The organism is Novosphingobium terrae, assembly GCF_017163935.1.
In the GTDB taxonomy this organism is placed as follows: domain Bacteria; phylum Pseudomonadota; class Alphaproteobacteria; order Sphingomonadales; family Sphingomonadaceae; genus Novosphingobium; species Novosphingobium terrae.
The window spans coordinates 2550783-2567167 of record NZ_JABVZR010000001.1; the positions used below are offsets into that span (position 1 = coordinate 2550783).

At 65.1% G+C, this 16385-nt stretch carries 10 protein-coding genes and 1 tRNA gene; 4 read left to right on the top strand and 7 right to left on the bottom strand.

What is annotated here, in order from left to right; genetic code table 11:
• Nucleotides 1–108: 108 nt before the first annotated feature.
• On the top strand, nucleotides 109–3612 hold the full coding sequence (gene mfd, locus HGK27_RS11540; protein ID WP_206240691.1) for a transcription-repair coupling factor: 3504 nt from the start codon (nucleotides 109–111) through the stop codon (nucleotides 3610–3612).
• 255 nt (nucleotides 3613–3867) lie between these two features.
• Here the strand turns inward: mfd and HGK27_RS11545 are convergent, their stop codons facing one another.
• Nucleotides 3868–5226 (bottom strand): GGDEF domain-containing phosphodiesterase, encoded by a 1359-nt coding sequence (locus HGK27_RS11545; protein ID WP_206240693.1) that lies wholly within the window; start codon nucleotides 5224–5226, stop codon nucleotides 3868–3870.
• A 176-nt stretch (nucleotides 5227–5402) separates the two neighbouring features.
• Here HGK27_RS11545 and HGK27_RS11550 point away from each other — a divergent pair, with 176 nt between their 5' ends.
• Together HGK27_RS11550 and HGK27_RS11555 are read left to right on the top strand one after the other, a co-directional pair.
• Nucleotides 5403–6182, top strand: coding sequence for an NAD kinase (locus HGK27_RS11550; RefSeq protein WP_206240694.1), 780 nt, complete (start codon nucleotides 5403–5405; stop codon nucleotides 6180–6182).
• A gap of 239 nt (nucleotides 6183–6421) precedes the next feature.
• Nucleotides 6422–6496: transfer RNA gene (locus HGK27_RS11555), tRNA-Asn, on the top strand.
• 135 nt (nucleotides 6497–6631) lie between these two features.
• Here the strand turns inward: HGK27_RS11555 and HGK27_RS11560 are convergent.
• From HGK27_RS11560 to HGK27_RS11585, 6 genes are all read right to left on the bottom strand, one after another.
• Nucleotides 6632–7171, bottom strand: coding sequence for a cytochrome b (locus HGK27_RS11560; protein ID WP_206240696.1), 540 nt, complete (start codon nucleotides 7169–7171; stop codon nucleotides 6632–6634).
• Nucleotides 7168–8244, bottom strand: a complete 1077-nt coding sequence (locus HGK27_RS11565; protein ID WP_241127051.1) for a catalase family peroxidase — start codon at nucleotides 8242–8244, stop codon at nucleotides 7168–7170. The genes HGK27_RS11560 and HGK27_RS11565 overlap by 4 nt, the downstream gene beginning before the upstream one ends.
• Nucleotides 8245–8366: 122 nt before the next feature.
• The gene (gene phnX, locus HGK27_RS11570; RefSeq protein ID WP_206240698.1) at nucleotides 8367–9185 is read right to left on the bottom strand and encodes a phosphonoacetaldehyde hydrolase; all 819 of its coding nucleotides are present in this window, start codon (nucleotides 9183–9185) and stop codon (nucleotides 8367–8369) included.
• Nucleotides 9182–10327 carry a TIGR03364 family FAD-dependent oxidoreductase gene (locus tag HGK27_RS11575; protein ID WP_206240700.1) on the bottom strand — a complete coding sequence of 382 codons (1146 nt, stop codon included), beginning with the start codon at nucleotides 10325–10327 and terminating at the stop codon, nucleotides 9182–9184. The genes phnX and HGK27_RS11575 overlap by 4 nt, the downstream gene beginning before the upstream one ends.
• 72 nt (nucleotides 10328–10399) lie before the next feature.
• Entirely contained in the window at nucleotides 10400–12424 is a 2025-nt protein-coding gene (locus HGK27_RS11580; protein WP_206240702.1) for a sulfotransferase family protein, read from the bottom strand.
• Between the two features lie 77 nt (nucleotides 12425–12501).
• Nucleotides 12502–15141 carry a TonB-dependent receptor gene (locus HGK27_RS11585; protein ID WP_206240703.1) on the bottom strand — a complete coding sequence of 880 codons (2640 nt, stop codon included), beginning with the start codon at nucleotides 15139–15141 and terminating at the stop codon, nucleotides 12502–12504.
• Between the two features lie 244 nt (nucleotides 15142–15385).
• Here HGK27_RS11585 and HGK27_RS11590 point away from each other — a divergent pair, with 244 nt between their 5' ends.
• Nucleotides 15386–16342, top strand: coding sequence for a LysR substrate-binding domain-containing protein (locus HGK27_RS11590; protein ID WP_206240705.1), 957 nt, complete (start codon nucleotides 15386–15388; stop codon nucleotides 16340–16342).
• Nucleotides 16343–16385 lie beyond the last annotated feature (43 nt).

A 16385-nucleotide genomic window follows, 5' to 3' on the forward strand; every position in this document is an offset into this window, starting at 1 on the left:
CTTCCCTCCGGGCGCGGCCTGCCCTAAAGGCGTTGGCTCTGCCCCTGCCCGCCGAATCGGCGCGGCGGGTTTTCCGCCGTGCCCGGATCTGACGAAAGCGCTGTTGCCATGCCCGATATCTCCCGCATCCTCGCCGCCAAGAGCCCGCTGACGCTGGCCGGGCTGGTGCGCGGCGCCCAGCCCATGGTGCTGGCCGATCTGGCGCGGGCTGCGGCGGTAAAACAGGGCCGCGCCGTCTTCGTCGCCGCAGACGATGCCGCCATGCGCGCCATCGGCGACGCAGCGAAAATCTTCGCCCCCGAGCTGGAGGTGGTGGAATTCCCCGCGTGGGACTGCCTGCCCTATGACCGCGCCAGCCCCGCCGTCTCGATCTCCACCCGCCGTCTGGCCGCGCTGCACCGGCTGCAGCAGAAGGTGGAGGCGCCGCAGCTGCTGCTCACCACCGTGGGCGCGATCACCCAGCGCGTGCTGACGCCCTTCCGCATCCGCGAATCGGTGCGGCTGCTCAAACCCGGCGTGGAAATCGGCCGGGAGAGCCTCACCGCTCTGCTCGCCCGCGCCGGCTATGCCCGCACCGACACCGTGGCGGACGCCGGCGAATATGCCGTGCGCGGCTCGATCTTCGACATCTTCCCCAGCGGTCTGGACCAAGGCCTGCGCCTCGACTTCTTCGGTGACGAGATCGAGACGATCCGCCTCTTCGATCCCGCCACCCAGCGCACCACCGGCACCCTGCCCCAGCACCTGCTGCTGCCCGCCAGCGAGGCGCTGCTCGATGACGACAGCATCAAGCGCTTCCGCACCCGCTATCGCGAGCGTTTCGCGGCGCACGCCACCACCGATCCGCTTTATCAGGCCGTCAGCGATGGCCGCCGCCTGGCCGGCATGGAGCATTGGCTGCCGCTGCTCGAAAACCGCCTCGTCACGCTGTTTGACCATCTGGGGCAAGCCGATTTGCTGGTGGTGGAAGCCAGCGCGCAAGGCGCCATCGAGGAACGTCTGGCCGATGTTTCCGATTATCACAATTCGCGCTCCGACCCGGAAACGCAGAAGAAATCCGGCGCCTATCGCCCGCTGCCCGCCGATGCGCTGTATCTCTCGCAGGATGAGATCGCCCGCAGTCTGCAAGGCTGGCCCGCCCATACCGCCCAGCCCTTCCCTCAGCCCGACAGCGCCGCCACGGTGGACTTCGCCTTCAGCGGCGCCCGCGATTTCGCCCCCGAACGCGCACGCGGCGACAACGCTTATGAAGCCGCCGCCAAGCATCTGATCGCTCAGGCCCGCCTCGGCAAGAAGGCCGTGCTGGCCTGCTATTCCACCGGCAGCCGCGCGCGCATCACCAGCATCCTTGGCGAAGCGGGCGAGGCCTTCAAGGCCCCCACCCCCGCTCTGGCCGACACATGGCAGGAGGCCTTGGGCATTGCCGCCTCGGGCCGGGTCGCGGCCTTGGTGCTGCCGCTGGAAACCGGCTTTGCCAGCGAGAGCGTCGAGATCCTCACCGAGCAGGATCTGCTGGGCGACCGCCTCGTCCGCCGCAAGAAAAAGAAGAAATCCGCCGACGCATTTCTGGCCGAACTGGCCGCGCTCAGCCCCGGCGATCTGGTGGTCCATATGGATCATGGCATCGGCAAGTACGAAGGCCTGCAATCGGTCCCCGTCGGCGGCAGCCCGCATGATTGCGTGATGCTGACCTATGCCGGGGGCGACAAGCTCTACATCCCGGTCGAAAATCTCGATGTTCTGTCGCGCTTTGGTGCCGAGAATGAAGGCGTCGCGCTGGATCGTCTGGGCGGCGAGGCATGGCAGAAGCGCCGCGCCAAGCTCAAGGAACGCATCCGCGAGATCGCCCATGAGCTGCTGAAAACCGCAGCTCTGCGCGCCCTGCGCACCGCCCCGGCGCTGGTCAGCGACCCGGCCAGCTTCGCCCCCTTCGTCGACCGCTTCCCCTGGGACGAAACCGAAGACCAAGAAGCCGCCATCGGCGATGTGCTGGAGGATCTGGCCAGCGGCAAGCCCATGGACCGTCTGGTCTGCGGCGACGTCGGCTTCGGCAAGACCGAGGTGGCCCTGCGCGCCGGTTTCGTCGCCGCCATGGCGGGGATGCAGGTGGCGGTGGTGGCTCCCACCACCTTGCTCGCGCGCCAGCACCACAAGAGCTTTTCCGAACGCTTCGCCGGTTTCCCGCTGGAGGTGGGCCGCCTCTCGCGCCTCGTGCCCGAGAAGGAGGCCAGCGCCACCCGCGCGGGTCTGGCCGAGGGCAAGGTCGATCTGATCGTCGGCACCCATGCGCTGCTCGCCAAATCGGTGAATTTCAAGCGACTCGGTCTGGTGATCGTGGACGAGGAACAGCGCTTCGGCGTCACCCATAAGGAGCGCCTCAAGCAGCTGCGCGCCGACGTGCATATGCTGACGCTGACCGCCACCCCCATCCCGCGCACGCTGCAGATGGCGATGAGCGGCCTGCGCGAACTCTCCACCATCCAGACGCCACCGGTCGATCGCCTTGCCGTGCGCACCTATGTGATGGAATGGGACGAGATGGTGATGCGCGAGGCCCTGCTGCGCGAACACCACCGCGGCGGGCAGAGCTTTATCGTCGTCCCCCGCATCTCCGATATGGCCGAGATCGAGGACTGGCTCCACGCCTATGTCCCTGAGGTGAAATATATTTCTGCCCATGGCCAGATGGCGGCCAGCGAGGTGGAAGAGCGCATGAGCGCCTTCTATGAGCGCAAATATGACGTGCTGCTCTCCACCACCATCGTGGAAAGCGGGATCGATATTCCCAGCGCCAACACTATCATCATCCACCGCGCCGACCGCTTCGGCCTCGCACAATTGTACCAGCTGCGCGGGCGCGTGGGGCGTTCAAAGCTGCGCGCCTATGCCTACCTCACCACGGCAGCGGGCAAGGGCATGACCGACACCGCCGAAAAGCGCCTGAAGGTGCTGGGCGATCTGGACTCGCTGGGCGCCGGTTTCCAGCTGGCCAGCCACGATCTCGACATTCGCGGCGCAGGGAACCTGCTTGGTGACGAGCAATCGGGCCATATCCGCGAAGTCGGCTTCGAGCTGTACCAATCCATGTTGGAAGACGCGATCCTCGCCGCCAAGGCGGGCGAGATCGGCCTTGAGCGCGACAGCACCAAGGGCCTCTCGCCCCAGATCACCGTCGACGCGCCGATCATGATCCCCGAGGAATACGTGCCCGATCTGGCCGTCCGCATGGCGCTCTATCGCCGCCTCAACGATGCCGAGGATGGTGCCGAGGTCGAAGCCCTCTCCGCCGAGATGATCGACCGCTTCGGACCCCTGCCGCAGCCCACGATCAACCTGATCCAGCTGATCCAGATCAAGCGTCAGGCCATCGAGGCGCATATCGCCAAGATAGATGTGGGTGCGAAGGGCACTTTGGTGTCGTTCCACAATGACTCGTTCCCGGATATCGCCGGGCTTGCCGCTTATGCCGCGCGGCTTGAGGGCACGATCAAGCTGCGTCCGGACAGCAAGTTGATCGTAAGCCGTGCGTGGGGCGATCCCAAGGCTCGGTTGAACGGATTGTTGCAGTTGACCAAGGGGTTGAGTGCGATTCTCAAGAAGAAGGGCAAGTAAGAGAAGGTGCGAGGGGGTTACCCCCTCGCGCTCCCAGAACGTCTTCCGACGATGGGGCGGTGGTGCCCGATTGTTGCGCCCCGGCTTTCCACCTGTGCGAGCTAAAGCGCCGCAGGCAGGCATTCCGTGAACGATGGCCCGCCCTTGGGATTGTTTGCCTGCGGCGCAGCGATGTTGCTGTGCCGCCGAACCCGAAGCGCAAGGTAGACATTAATGGGAGCGCGAGGGTGTTACACCCTCGCATTTTCTCTTTTCCTACTGCTCCAAGGCCAGCTTCAAAAACGCTTCCGCACTCATCGGCTGAGCCCGCACGAAACCCTGATAATAAGCGCAACCCTCACGCGCCACAGCCAGCCGCTGGGGCTCGCTCTCGATCCCTTCCGCGATCACCTCCAGATCCAGAGCATGCGCCATCGCCGCAATCGCGCGCAACACCGCCAAATCGCGCTTGTCTTCGGTGATGCCGTCCACCATCGAGCGGTCGAGCTTCAGATAGTGCAGCGGCAGGGTCTTGAGGTAACGGAAGTTGCAGAAGCCAGCGCCGAAATCATCCAGCGCGATGCGGATATCCTGCGCGGCAAGGTCCGAGAGAGACCGCTCGGCCAGACTCATGTCCGTAACCAACACCTGCTCGGTGACCTCCAGCGTCAGGCGGTCATTGGGAAAGCCGGTCTTGCCCAGAGCGCGGCCCAGATCGAAAGGAAAGCTGCCCGCCGACAAATCCGCCGCCGTCACGTTCAAGGATAACCGCAGGGGCGCAGGCCATGCCGCAGCGGCCTTCAGCGCCTGCTCGGCGATATGGCGCGACAGGGGCACCACATGATCGGCCCGCTCGGCAATGGCAAACAGCGCGCCCGCTCCGATGCGGCCCAGCTTGGGGTGATTCCAACGGGCCAGAGCCTCTGCGCCGGAAAGGCGCTCATCAGCACGCTCGCCATCGGGGCCGGACTGCCAGTTCAGAGCGAATTGCGGCTGGAAGAGCACCTCGATCTCATGGCGGTCGATGGCTTTCAGCAGATCGGCTTCCAGCTCGGCGGCGGTGCGACCGGCGCGGGTGGTCTCGCCATCGGCCCACATCACGCGCAAGCCCTGATGGCGCTGGGCCACAGCAAAGGTCTGCGCCAGCCGGTCCAGCACGCTTTCGGAGCTTTCGCCCTGAAGCACCCGCAGCAGCGCCACACGCGGAGACAAGCGCAACGTGCCGCCCCGGCGCACCAACGGACGCGCCACGCGGTCGGCCAGTTGTTCGGCGAACATCTGCCAGCGCTCGCGGCTGCAGGGTTCGTCGGCGATCAGCAGGAAGGTGCCGCCGGGCGCGCGGGCGGCCATCCAGCGGCCTGTCAGTTCCTGCTCGGCAAAGCGGGTCAGGCGGCCTGCCACCTCGACAAGAGCGCCATCGCCCGTGGCCGAACCATAGGCCAGATTGACCGTCTCGAAGCGGCGCAGGCCCAACAATAAAGCATGGACGCGCGTGGCCGGGTTGGGTTCATCAGGGGCCTGCCCGGCATCCTGCGCCCATTCGGCCAGCTTTTCGCGCGCCATATCCAGGTCGGGCAGGCCGGTCAGCGCATCGCGCATCGGCTCATCCTCAAGGTCCAGTTGCGCGTCGTCCATGGTGTGTTGAGTCCGGTGCCTGGCGGGGACGGTCCCCGCCTCGAATCAGCTTCTTACCCCCTGCAGCTTGCCAAAGCGTTCCTTTTTGTAGCGCCAATCATCACGCTGCCGCCATGGACAGCGTCAAAGCCCCCGCCTATGAAAGCGCCCTCCCCACGACGTTTGCCGGATCGAGAATGACGACAGAACCAAGGCTCGCTCTGGCCGCATCGGAAACCCCTGCCGCGCAGGCCGCGCGCGAGGCGATGCAGAACGATCACGACTGGGTCCCTCTGGCCGAGGCCGACGCCGTGGTCGTGCTGGGCGGCGACGGCTTTATGCTGACAGTGCTGCATCAGATGCTGGATCTGGATCACGTCGTGCCCGCCTATGGCATCAACTATGGCACGGTGGGCTTTATGATGAACAAGGTGCGCTCCTCACGCACCATCGAGCAGCGCGTGGCCCGCGCCACGCCCATTTCGGTCACGCCCTTGCAGATGGTGGCGCGCACCCATGCGGGCGAGACGATCAGCGCCTATGCCATCAATGAGGTCTCTCTGCTGCGCGAAACGCGCCAGACCGCGCGGCTGGAGATCACCGTGAATGACAAGGTGCGCATGGCCGATCTGGCCTGCGACGGCATTCTGGTGGCGACGCCTGCCGGTTCCACGGCCTATAATCTGTCCGCCAATGGCCCGATCCTGCCGCTGGGCAGCCAGATGCTGGCGCTGACGCCGATCAGCCCCTTCCGCCCGCGCCGCTGGAAGGGCGCGATCCTGCCGCAGAGCGCCGAGGTCTCCTTCCGCGTGCTGGAGCCAGCCAAGCGCCCCGTCGCCGCCGTGGCCGACCAGAAGGAGGTCCGCGACATCGACAGCGTGACGATCACCGCCGCGCGCGACCGCAAGCTGCATCTGCTGTTCGACCGTGGCGCGAGTCTGGAAGAGCGCATTTTCGCCGAGCAGTTCCTGGTCTGAGATTTTTTTGCAGCGTGATCGGGGCCGGAACCGCGTTTACTTCGCGGTTCCGGCCCCTTTTTTGTGCCTTTCGGGGGTACTGGAGGGCAAAAAACCGCCTCAACACCTTCAAAAGGCGAAAACTTTTCCACAGATGGATGTTTTTTGCATTTTGGCGGCATTTTTGGGTTGTCAGCTTCGGAATGCCTGCTATTAGCGCGCTCCTGCCCGGCAGCGATGCCACGGCGGAAACGACATGGTCCCTGATAGCTCAGCGGTAGAGCTCTCGACTGTTAATCGAGCGGCCGTAGGTTCGAATCCTACTCAGGGAGCCATTTCGTCAACGTCCTCGTGAACGAGATCACGATCCCCAAAACACCATAATACGCAACACAAGGCTGCAAAGCCTTGGCTCAGCGCGGATCGCTGCGACCGGGCCCGATCCTTTCGGGCAGGCCCGGCCTCACCCTCTATCGACGATGCCCGCTGGTCATGCTGCGCAGCACGCCATCACGGCGGATCAGGCCATGCATCAGCGCGGCGCTCAGATGCGCCAGCACCAAAGCGAAGAACAGCAGCGCGATCACCGTATGGGCCCAGCGCAGCAGCGCATAGATGGCCAGATCATGCGGTAGGATCGGCGGCAGCACCAAGCCGCCCACCACCACCGGATAGCCCCCGGCTGACAGCATTGCCCAGCCGATCAGCGGCATCGCCACCATGCTGGCATAGAGCAGCACATGCGAAGCCTTGGCCACCAGCTTCTGCGGCGGTGGCAAATCGGCAGGCAGCGGCGGCGCACCCGTCACCAGCCGCAGCGGCAGGCGGATCAGCACCAGCACCAGAATCGCAATCCCCACAGGCCGGTGCCATGCCAGCAGCGCCGGATAGAGCGGCCCGGCGGTCGAAACCATGCCCACGCCGATGAACATCATCGCCAGCACCATCAGCGCCATCAGCCAGTGGAGCAAACGCAGCAGCGGGTGGAAATCCTTGGGATGACGGCTCATCGTGCGGTCTCCTTGGCGATGTCCTGTCCGATGGCGCTGGGATGGGCGCCCTCCCCGGCCCGGCGGTTGAAGGAGGAGGAATAAGTCTTCGACCGCGCCCCCAGCAGCGGATCGTCAGACGGGCTGATCCCGCGCGGCAGGATGGTGGGATCGAAATTGAGATCGCGGCAGGCGCCCTGCTCTTCGGGCTGCACCGCCGTCAGCGTCAGCATCCCGGCCTCCACGCTGCGATGCGGGCCGGTCCAGGCCACCGTGGCCTTGTCCGTTACATCGCCGGGATTGGCGACCACCAGTTTCAGATGCCAGCGCGACGGGCCCTTGGCCGTGCGGGCGATCATCTCCTTGAACAGGGCATCGCGCGGCAGATCGGCCAGCTTCGCCTTGTCCAGCCCGGTCAGAGGCGCCTCGGGCTCGAACTGCCAGCGCACGAAGCGGGTGGTGCCCGCCGCATCGGTGAAGCGGAAGGCGTTGATGCTGTAATAGGTGGCATTGGCAAAGCTGTCGGGCAGCACCGCCTTGGCCATATAGCTCTGGAAGGCCGTGACTTCCGGATGGGCGGCAAGGAAAGGCTTCATCAGGGCCGGATCGGGCTTGCCGGTTTTCGGATCAGGTGTGGAGGCCTTCTGAAGCCCCACGAAAGCGGGAACATCCGCCACCGGGAAAATCGGCGTATGGTCCATCGCCATGCGCCATTCCTGCCCGTCCGGCGTGCGCAGCACCAGTGCCATGGAATGGAAGACATTGCGCCCGTCGCTCGCCAGCGGATTGCCGCCGCCCAGCGAAAAGCGTCCCGTCACCGGATAGCTGCCGGGGCGGAAGGCCGCAGCGGTGGACAGCGCCGTGCCCTCCCCATTGGCCGCGAAGGAACCGCTGAAACACAGACCCTTGGCATGGGCGCGGCGATAGCCGGGATAGCGCCCGCCATTGTCCTCCAGCGCCGTGGCCACATCGCCGCCGCTGATGCGGTGCGGCCCGATCAGCCCTCCGGCCCAGGCGAGCCCGAGCGAAAGCGTCGTGGCAACGGCGCCGATCAGCGCCATGGATGCAAGGGGAGGTTTCTCATGAGCCGGCACGGTGTGTATCCTGTCGCTTGGATCTGGCTGACGCATGGCTGTGTGCCCTGTGTCTCTCCCCTATACGACGACAGGAGCGCGCAGGATACGCGCCGTATCGCTTTTTCCGTGGCGTCAGGCGCTCAGCCTTCGGACTTGCCCTCCGCCAGGCGCCCGGCGATGGCATGCACAACCGGCATCAGCTGGCTGATATCGTCGATCACATAATCGGCGCCCGCATCCTGCAGCAAGCGGGCCGAGGCTTCGCGCCGCGCATGGCGTTCGGCTTCGGGCAGAGCGCGGTAATCGGCAAGGCTCAGCCCCATGCCGTTGCCCGAGGCGGCCAGGCCCACCGTCCAGCAGCCAGCTTCGCGGCCTTCGATGATGCCGACGGGGGCATCGTCCACCTTGATGCAGCGGCGGGCGGGCCAAGCGTCCAGAGCGATCAAGGCGGCCCATGTCATCAGCGGCGCGGGCCTGCCGCTGGGGGTCTCTCCGGCGCAGATCACCACCTCGGGCGCATAGCCCTGCGCCGCGGCCAGAGGCAGGATCGGCGCCATCATCTCACGCGTGTAGCCGGTGCCCGAGCCGATGCGGATGCCCAATTGGCGCAAGGCTTTGGCGGTCTCGACAGCGCCGGGGATCAGCGTGGCAGAGGCCGCAGCCGCCGCCTGCATCGCCGGTTCTAGCCTTGCGTAAAGCGCCAGCACATCGCCCTCATCGGGCAGGCTGCCACGTGCCGCCTGCCAGCGCGCCGCCAGCTCCGGCTTGGCCAGAATGGCGCGCAGATGATCGAGCTTGGCCTTGCCCATATCGGCCCGCGCCTCGGCATCGGTGAGCGCGATGCCTTCGCGCGCAAAAACCGAGACCAGCGCCTCGACCGGGGCCATGCAGCCAAAGTCGATCATCGTGCCGGCCCAGTCGAAAACCACGGCCTTGATGGGGAAAGCGGAGGCGGTCATGCTGTAACTCCCACATGCAGGCCGGCCAGATCGGCCAGCACCTTTTCGGCAATGCCAAAGCCGGTGGAGGCGCCCGTGCCACTGGTGACGATCACCAGCCGGACATTCTCGGCAGGCGTATCGATCAGGAAAGTTCTGTCCGCCGCGACGGCATAGGTCCCCGTCCAGCGCTCGATCACTGGGGGCACCGGGCCGCCCAGCGCGGTGGCATATTCCTGAAGGATGTCCTCTTCGGCGCTGGCGGGAGCGAAGGGGGGCGGCACATCGGCGTAATGGTGGCTGTCGCCCACGATCAGGCTGCCATCGGTGCCCTGCGCCACGATCAGATGGACGCCATTGTCAAACAGGCGCGGCACCTCGGCGCGCAGCCTTGCCTCCAGAGCGCGGGCCTCAGGCAGAGCGCCATAGCCGCGATAGCGCACCAGCCCCAGATCGGACATGATCGCGCCGGGCAGCCTCACGCGCCCCGGCGCGGCCAGCCGCAGCATCGAAAGGCGGCAGCGCGTCAGGCCATAGGCGGCGATCCGCTCGGGATAGAGCGTGCTGAAATCATCGCCGGGGCAGACCACCACCTGCCCCGCCTCGACCACCCCGCGCGAGGTGGCAAGGCGCGGCGGGGCTATCTCATGCACGGCGGTTTTGGTCATCACCGTCACGCCCATCTGCTCGGCAAGGAAGGCGGTGATGCGGGGGATGGCAAAGCGGGATTCGACGCGGATCTCATGCGGGCTGTGCAGTGCGCCCAGCAGATCCGTGCCGCCCATGCCGCCCGATGCTGCGCGGAAGGCTGCGGCATCCATCAGGCTGCAGCCCTCGCCCATTTCGGTTTTCAGAAAGGCCTCGATCACCGCGATGGCCTCAGGCGAGCGGGCGGTGAGGTAGAGGCCCTCATGCTCGACGGGGATGGCGGCGCGCGGCGCCAGATCGGCCCAGATATCGCGGGTGCGGCGGGCCAGCTGCCAGCTGGTGCCGCGCTCCTGACCCGTGACGGTGATAAAGCCGAAATTGCGGATCGAGGCGCCGCTGGCCGCGCCGTCGCGCTCGATCAGCACCACCTTCAGGCCTTCGCGTGCCGCAACATAGGCATGGGCCAGCCCCAGAATGCCGCCGCCCACCACCGCCAGATCATAGGTTTGCGTCATCGTCTCTCCGTTCAAGCATCGTGCGAAAAAGTGGGCACCGGTTTTTCGCGAAAAACGATGCGACAACAAAATCTACCGCCAGTCGGTCAGCGCGCTGCCGAGGTGCGTTTTCAAATCATCGAGAAAGGGTTCGAAGGCGCGCCACTGGTCCATCCCGTCGCGGAAGATCGGGCGGCGAACCTGCTCGCTCGACGGCGTGCGGACGGCGCGACGGTTCTGGTGGAAGTTGAGGCAGGCCTCATCGAAAGGCAGGCCGCAATGGTCGAGCAGGCGGCGGACCTGGGTTTCCAAATCCTCGATCACATCCTCATGCAGCACCCGCAGCACCCGGCCCGGCAGAGCTTCATCCCAATGGCGCATCAGCTCCAGATAGGTGCGGTAATAGCGGGCGATGTCTTCGATTGAGTAAGTGAACTCCTGCCCCTGCGCGAAGAGCTGCTTGAGGTTGGAAAAGCAGCAGGACATCGGATCGCGGCGCGTATCGATGATTTTCGCGTTCGGCAGGATCAGATGGATCAGCCCGATATGGCGGAAGTTGTTGGGCATCTTGTCGATGAAGAAGGGGCGGCCCAGACTGCGCTGCGCCTGTGTTTCGGCCAGATAGCGCTCGCCCAGCGCCCGGCATTGCAGCGGGGTAAGATCGGCCAGCGAGCCGGGATAGGCGGGCGCATCGATATCATGCTCGCGCCCTTGCAGTTCCAGCACGATGCGCTGGATATCGGGCAGTTCCTGCGTGCCCTCGATCTCGGGGTGGCTGGCGAGGATCTGCTCGATCAGCGTCGAGCCCGAGCGCGGCAGGCCCAGCACGAAGATCGGATCGGGGGCGGCAGCGCCCCAGCCCTCGCGCGCCGTGAAAAAGGCGCTGGTGCAGACCTGCTTTTGCAGGCGGGTGTTGGTTTCGAGGATTTCGGGGCGGTACTGGCTGGCCTCGCGCTGCAGGGCGTTCCCCCGCGCGTAATGATGCCATGAGGATGCCGCATCGCCTGCATCCTCCAGCGCCTTGCCCAGCGCGAAGTTGAGATGCACCCGGTCGATGGCGATGGTGCCGGGCGCTTCTTCAGCCTTGCGCATGGTCTCCACCGCCTCGGGGGTGAAGCGATAGGTTTTCAGATTGGCCAGACTCCACCATGCATCGCCGAATTCGGGGCGCAGGGCGGCGGCATGGGTGTAGGCGGCGATCGCCTCGGGCACGCGACCCAGCGTTTTCAGGGCATGGCCCAGCCAGAGATGCAGATCGGCCAGTTGCCCCCGCAAGGCGGTGTTGTCACCCGGCTCGGCAGGCAGACGGGCAAGCATCGCATGATAGAGCGCAATGGCTTCCTCATGATGCCCCAGCCCGACGGCAATGGTGGCATCCAGCCTTTGCAGATCCTCATCCCCGCCGCGCAAGGGGGCCAGCGCCTCACGCGCTTCGGGGTATTTGTGGCGGGCGATCAGCGTCTCGACATACTCCTGACGTGCCGCGCGATGGTCGGGGGCAAGGGTCAGCACGCCCGCGTAAAGCACCTCGGCATCGTCAAGCACATCATGCGCCACGCCGATCTTGGCGAGCAGGCGCATGGCTTCGGGATGGTCGCCATGGGTGAGGAGAAAGCGGCGGGTCAGCGCCTCGGCCTGCGAGAGATCGCCATCGGCGAAAAGCGCGGTGGCCTCCACCACCACCGGCGGCAGGGCGCGCAGCGTGTGGACATGCGCCTCGGCCTTGAGCGCGCTCTCCATATCGCCGGTCAGGCGATAGACGCCCGAGAGCATTTTCCAGCTGTGCGGCAGCGCGGGGTTGATGCCCACGGCGGTCAGCAGGGCCTCAATGGCGGCAGGGGCATCGCGGCGCGCGATATGGCACAGGCCGCGCTCCTGATGCATCAGGCTGAAATGCGGATGATCCACCGCCAAACGGTCCAGCTGCGCCAGAGCTTCATCGAAACGACCCAGAAAACGCAGGCTGGTGGCATGGATCAGCAGAAGATCGCGATGGTCGCCCCAGCGCGCCAGCAGATCGGCGGCCTCGCGGGCGACGGTCTCATGCTGCCCCTCCCCTTGCGCGGCGCGCAGCCGGATCAGCTCCGCCTCGGGCAGGGTTTCGGGGGTGTGCAGCATGGGGGCTTCCGTCAGCGGAGAAGAAGGTGTCATGGGCAGGGCGACTGGCACCCCGCCCATGACAGTATCGTGACACGTTAGAGATCGATGGCGAACTTGATGCCATAGGTCATCGGCCGCAGCGGCAGTTCCGATTTGATGAACTGCGCCGAGGAGGTGAAGGTGGAGGCATGGGTGTTGGTCAGGTTCTGACCGAAGACCGACATGGTCCAGTTGTTGTGCTTGAAGCCGAACTGGGCGTCGAGCAGAGCATAGCCCTTCATGTGATAGCGCAGCAGCGTGGTGCCCGGCACCGAAACGCCATCGCCCGAAGGATAGGTGGAAGGCTGGTTCCACATCGGCCCGTTGTACGACACGCCGCCGCCCACGAACCAGTTGTAGTCCCCGCGACCGGCCCATTCATAGCGGCCACGGATGTTGCCCTGCACCTTCGGGCTGTAGGGCGTGGTGCTGCCGATCGCGCCGAAGGGGCTCTGCACCGGCTGCTGGACACCCTTGGGGTAATAGCTGGTGATGCACTGGCCATTGTTCACCGAAAGCGGGTTGTTGGCCACCAGACAGGGCGAGGAGGACTGCTTGCTGTCATTATAGGTGCCGCCGAACTGGACCGAGAGGCCCGCCATCGGCCGCGCGGAGATCTGCAGCTCGGCGCCCTTCACATGATAGCTGGGGCCATTGGTGGCAAAGCTGGTGTTGCCGAAGCCGCCCGCCGGGTTGAAGAAGTTGATGATCGCATTGTTCCAGACCATGTAATAGGCCGAGAGATTGAACTGCACCTTATGGTTGAGCAGATCGGTCTTCAGACCCATTTCCCAGTTGGTCAGCGTATCGGGCTGATAGCCGTTGGGACGCTTCAGCTGAGGCACGCCATTCTGGTCGGGCAGCACCAGGCTGCTCGAACGGTTGAAGCCACCCGGGCGGAAGCCCTGGCTGAACAAGGCATAGACCAGCGTGTGCTCGCGCGGCTTCCAGGCGATCTCGGCCTTGCTCTTGAAGCCGTGATAGGTGACGTGGTCATTGGCCGCATCGATGTTGACCTGGCCTGCCGTGCCGCAGGAAATGGTCTGATAGCAGGCGCTGGGCACGGTGCCGAACTGCGAGCCGACCTCATATTCCTTGTAGCGGTAATAGCGCGTGCCGCCGGTCACCGTCAGATTGTGCAGAATGTCGATGTCCGCCGAGCCGAAGAAGGCCAGCTGATCATAGCCGCGCTGCGTATCCTCGCCGAAAGCGGTGTTGCCCGGCTCAAGACCCGGCTGGTTGGCGGTGCTGTTCGGCGCCGTCGACACCGAGCCCGAGCAGACGCCATTGGCCGCGATCAGCGTCGTGGTGCAGCTGGGGATCGACTTGTAGTCGAAGCGCATCACGTCCTGAATGCCGAACTTTTCCCAGTAAGCGCCGCCGATCACGCGGATGCGCTTGTTCTCGGGGCTCTGGAAGCGCAGTTCCTCGCTGTGATGCGTGTTGCGCATCGTGTCGTTCCAATAGGCGACCGGCGAGTAGCAGAAGGTCGATCCCGTGCCCCAGCCGGTGGCCTTGCCGCTGCACTGGTAATACATGCCGCCGCCGGTGCGCGAATAGTTCGAATAGTCCTGCTGTTCGGAGATATGGCGCGTCATATAGGCGCCGGTGTAGACCACCTTCCACGCGCCGATCTTGCCGTTCAGCGTCCAGGCGGTGTTCCAGTAGGTGTCGGTGTTCCACTGCGGCACGAAGGTTGTGGTCTGCAGGGCGCCCAGCGTCTGGAAGTCGCTGCCCACCGGATAGCTGCTGGCCGAACCCTGCGCGTCGAGATGCTGATAGCTCTCGGCCACCAGCAGGTTCCAGTCAGGCGCGATGTCCCACAGCGCCTCGACACGGCCGCCGGTGTAGTCGACCGGGTTGAAGTCATGCTTGGCCAGCGCGTAATTGTTGTAGACGCCGCCGTTCGACTGGTTGGCCGCGGTGGGCGTGAAGCCATAGGAGACGCTGCCCGCATCGGTGGCGCGGCGCGTGAAGGTGCTGGGCACGTTGTCGATATAGCCGCCCTGATGGTCGCTGTAGATCAGCGCGCGCACGGCCAGCTTGTCCTTGATGACGGGGATGTTGATCACCGCCTGGCCCGAGGCATTGGGGGCGCCGCCCGCCGTGCCGCCGAAGCTGCCCTCGATATGGGCTTCCCAGCGGTCCAGCTTGGGCTTGGCGGTGATGTAGCGCACCGCGCCCGCCTGAGCGCCGCCGCCGAACAGCGTGCCCTGTGGACCTTCGAGCACTTCGACGCGCTCGATATCGGCCATATAAACGTCGGCGTTGCGCGCCGGGAACTGCATCGACTGATCGTCAAGATAGAGCGCGACGTTGGGGAACGGCGCGATTGTGCCCGAGGACTGGTTGCCCGCGAAGCCGGTGGAGAGGCCGCGCATGAAGATCGCGCCCTGGCCGGGGCCGTTGCTGGAGAAGGTGACGTTGGGGGTGAACTTCAGCAGGTCGCTGAAATTGTTCACGTTCAGCTGCGAAAGCGTCGCGCCCGACAGCGCCTGAAGCGTCATCGGCACCGACTGGATCGACTCGCTGCGGCGCGTCGCGGTGACGACGATGTCACCCGTGGTTTCGGGAACCGGCGCGCTTTCGGCGGCAGGAGCGGGAGCCTCATCGGCATAGGCCTGCGTGCCGGCCAGCGCGAGACCCGCGCAAGACAGCATAAGCCCGGATTTGAGCAGGTTTGAACGGATGGTCATGGTGCCCTCATGAATGACGGAGATGGTCGCAAAACATGTCATTATGCAGGGCGCCGCCCCCGTCCCTTGGGGCGGTCGCCGTGTTGGGGGCGTGTTTGTCAAAAGGGCGGGCAGGCGGCCAATATATATCGGCTAAGGCCTTTATAGGTCTGATCTATAAAATGTTGCGTTGCGGCAGGCTGGTCACCGCTCTGTCACAATCGAGGTATAAAAAATCTATAACAATCACAGTGAGATAAGGCATATGGGGGCCGTCAACCATCAGCATCTGCGTGCCTTTCACGCCGTGGCCAGCGAAGGCAGCTTCAGCCGCGCGGCGCGCAGGCTCAACATCTCGCAGCCAACATTATCTCAACAAATCAAAGCATTGGAAACACGCCACCGCGCTCAGCTGTTCGAGGGCCGCCGCCGCCCGCTGCAATTGACGCCGATCGGGGAGGAATTGTTACAACTCACCCGCCGCATGTTCGCCACCGCCGAAGAGATCGAAACGCTGCTCGATGAAAGGGTGAATGCCGAAGGGCAGCGCATCCGCCTGATCTCGGACTCGCCGGTGCATGCCGCGCGCCTCGCCCAGACCATCATGCAGATGGAAACCGGCATCGAGGTGGAGGTGCAGATCGACAATTCGCGCAACACTCTGGCCCATCTGCTCGATGCGCGGGCCGATGTGGGGATCATCAGCGATCCGCAGGTCGATCCGCGCCTGTTCTATCGCCCCTTGTTCGTCGATGCTCTGGCAGTGGTGGTGGCCAGCGGCCACCCTTTGGCGGGGGCGGACACCTTCCCCCTCGCCCGCCTTGCCGAGGAATGCCTGCTGGTGCGCGAGGCCTCCTCGAAAACACGCGGGGCGATGGAGAGCCTGCTCAACGCCCATGACATCGTGCCCGCCCGCAAGATCGAGCTGCACAGCCGCGAGACCATCCGCGAGGCGGTGGCGCTGGGCCTTGGCGTCAGCCTGTTCTTCGCCAGCGAGTGCCCGCCCGATACAAGGCTTTGCGCCATCCAGCCCGATGCCCAGCCCGATCCGGCGCTGCTCACCAATTATTTCGTCTGCCGCAGCGAACAGCGCCGCTCGGGCCTGATGCGGATGATGATCCAGGCGGTGGAAACCATGCCCACCTCGATCCCGCGCCATCATGCCGCGCCGCCGACCGCTGGCCCGGCGATCGCCCCTGCCCTCAAGGATGGCGCGCGATGACCGGCCTTGCGATCCGCATGTCGGCAATCGGTCATATAAGAAT

Excerpts from the sequence above, each read along its gene's own strand:
- HGK27_RS11550 (WP_206240694.1), top strand. The coding sequence starts at position 5,403 with ATGACGACAGAACCAAGGCTCGCTCTGGCCGCATCGGAAACCCCTGCC.
- mfd (WP_206240691.1), top strand. The coding sequence starts at position 109 with ATGCCCGATATCTCCCGCATCCTCGCCGCCAAGAGCCCGCTGACGCTG.
- phnX (WP_206240698.1), bottom strand. The coding sequence starts at position 9,185 with ATGACCGCCTCCGCTTTCCCCATCAAGGCCGTGGTTTTCGACTGGGCC.
- HGK27_RS11560 (WP_206240696.1), bottom strand. The coding sequence starts at position 7,171 with ATGAGCCGTCATCCCAAGGATTTCCACCCGCTGCTGCGTTTGCTCCAC.
- HGK27_RS11590 (WP_206240705.1), top strand. The coding sequence starts at position 15,386 with ATGGGGGCCGTCAACCATCAGCATCTGCGTGCCTTTCACGCCGTGGCC.
- HGK27_RS11585 (WP_206240703.1), bottom strand. The coding sequence starts at position 15,141 with ATGACCATCCGTTCAAACCTGCTCAAATCCGGGCTTATGCTGTCTTGC.
- HGK27_RS11545 (WP_206240693.1), bottom strand. The coding sequence starts at position 5,226 with ATGGACGACGCGCAACTGGACCTTGAGGATGAGCCGATGCGCGATGCG.
- HGK27_RS11580 (WP_206240702.1), bottom strand. The coding sequence starts at position 12,424 with ATGCTGCACACCCCCGAAACCCTGCCCGAGGCGGAGCTGATCCGGCTG.
- HGK27_RS11575 (WP_206240700.1), bottom strand. The coding sequence starts at position 10,327 with ATGACGCAAACCTATGATCTGGCGGTGGTGGGCGGCGGCATTCTGGGG.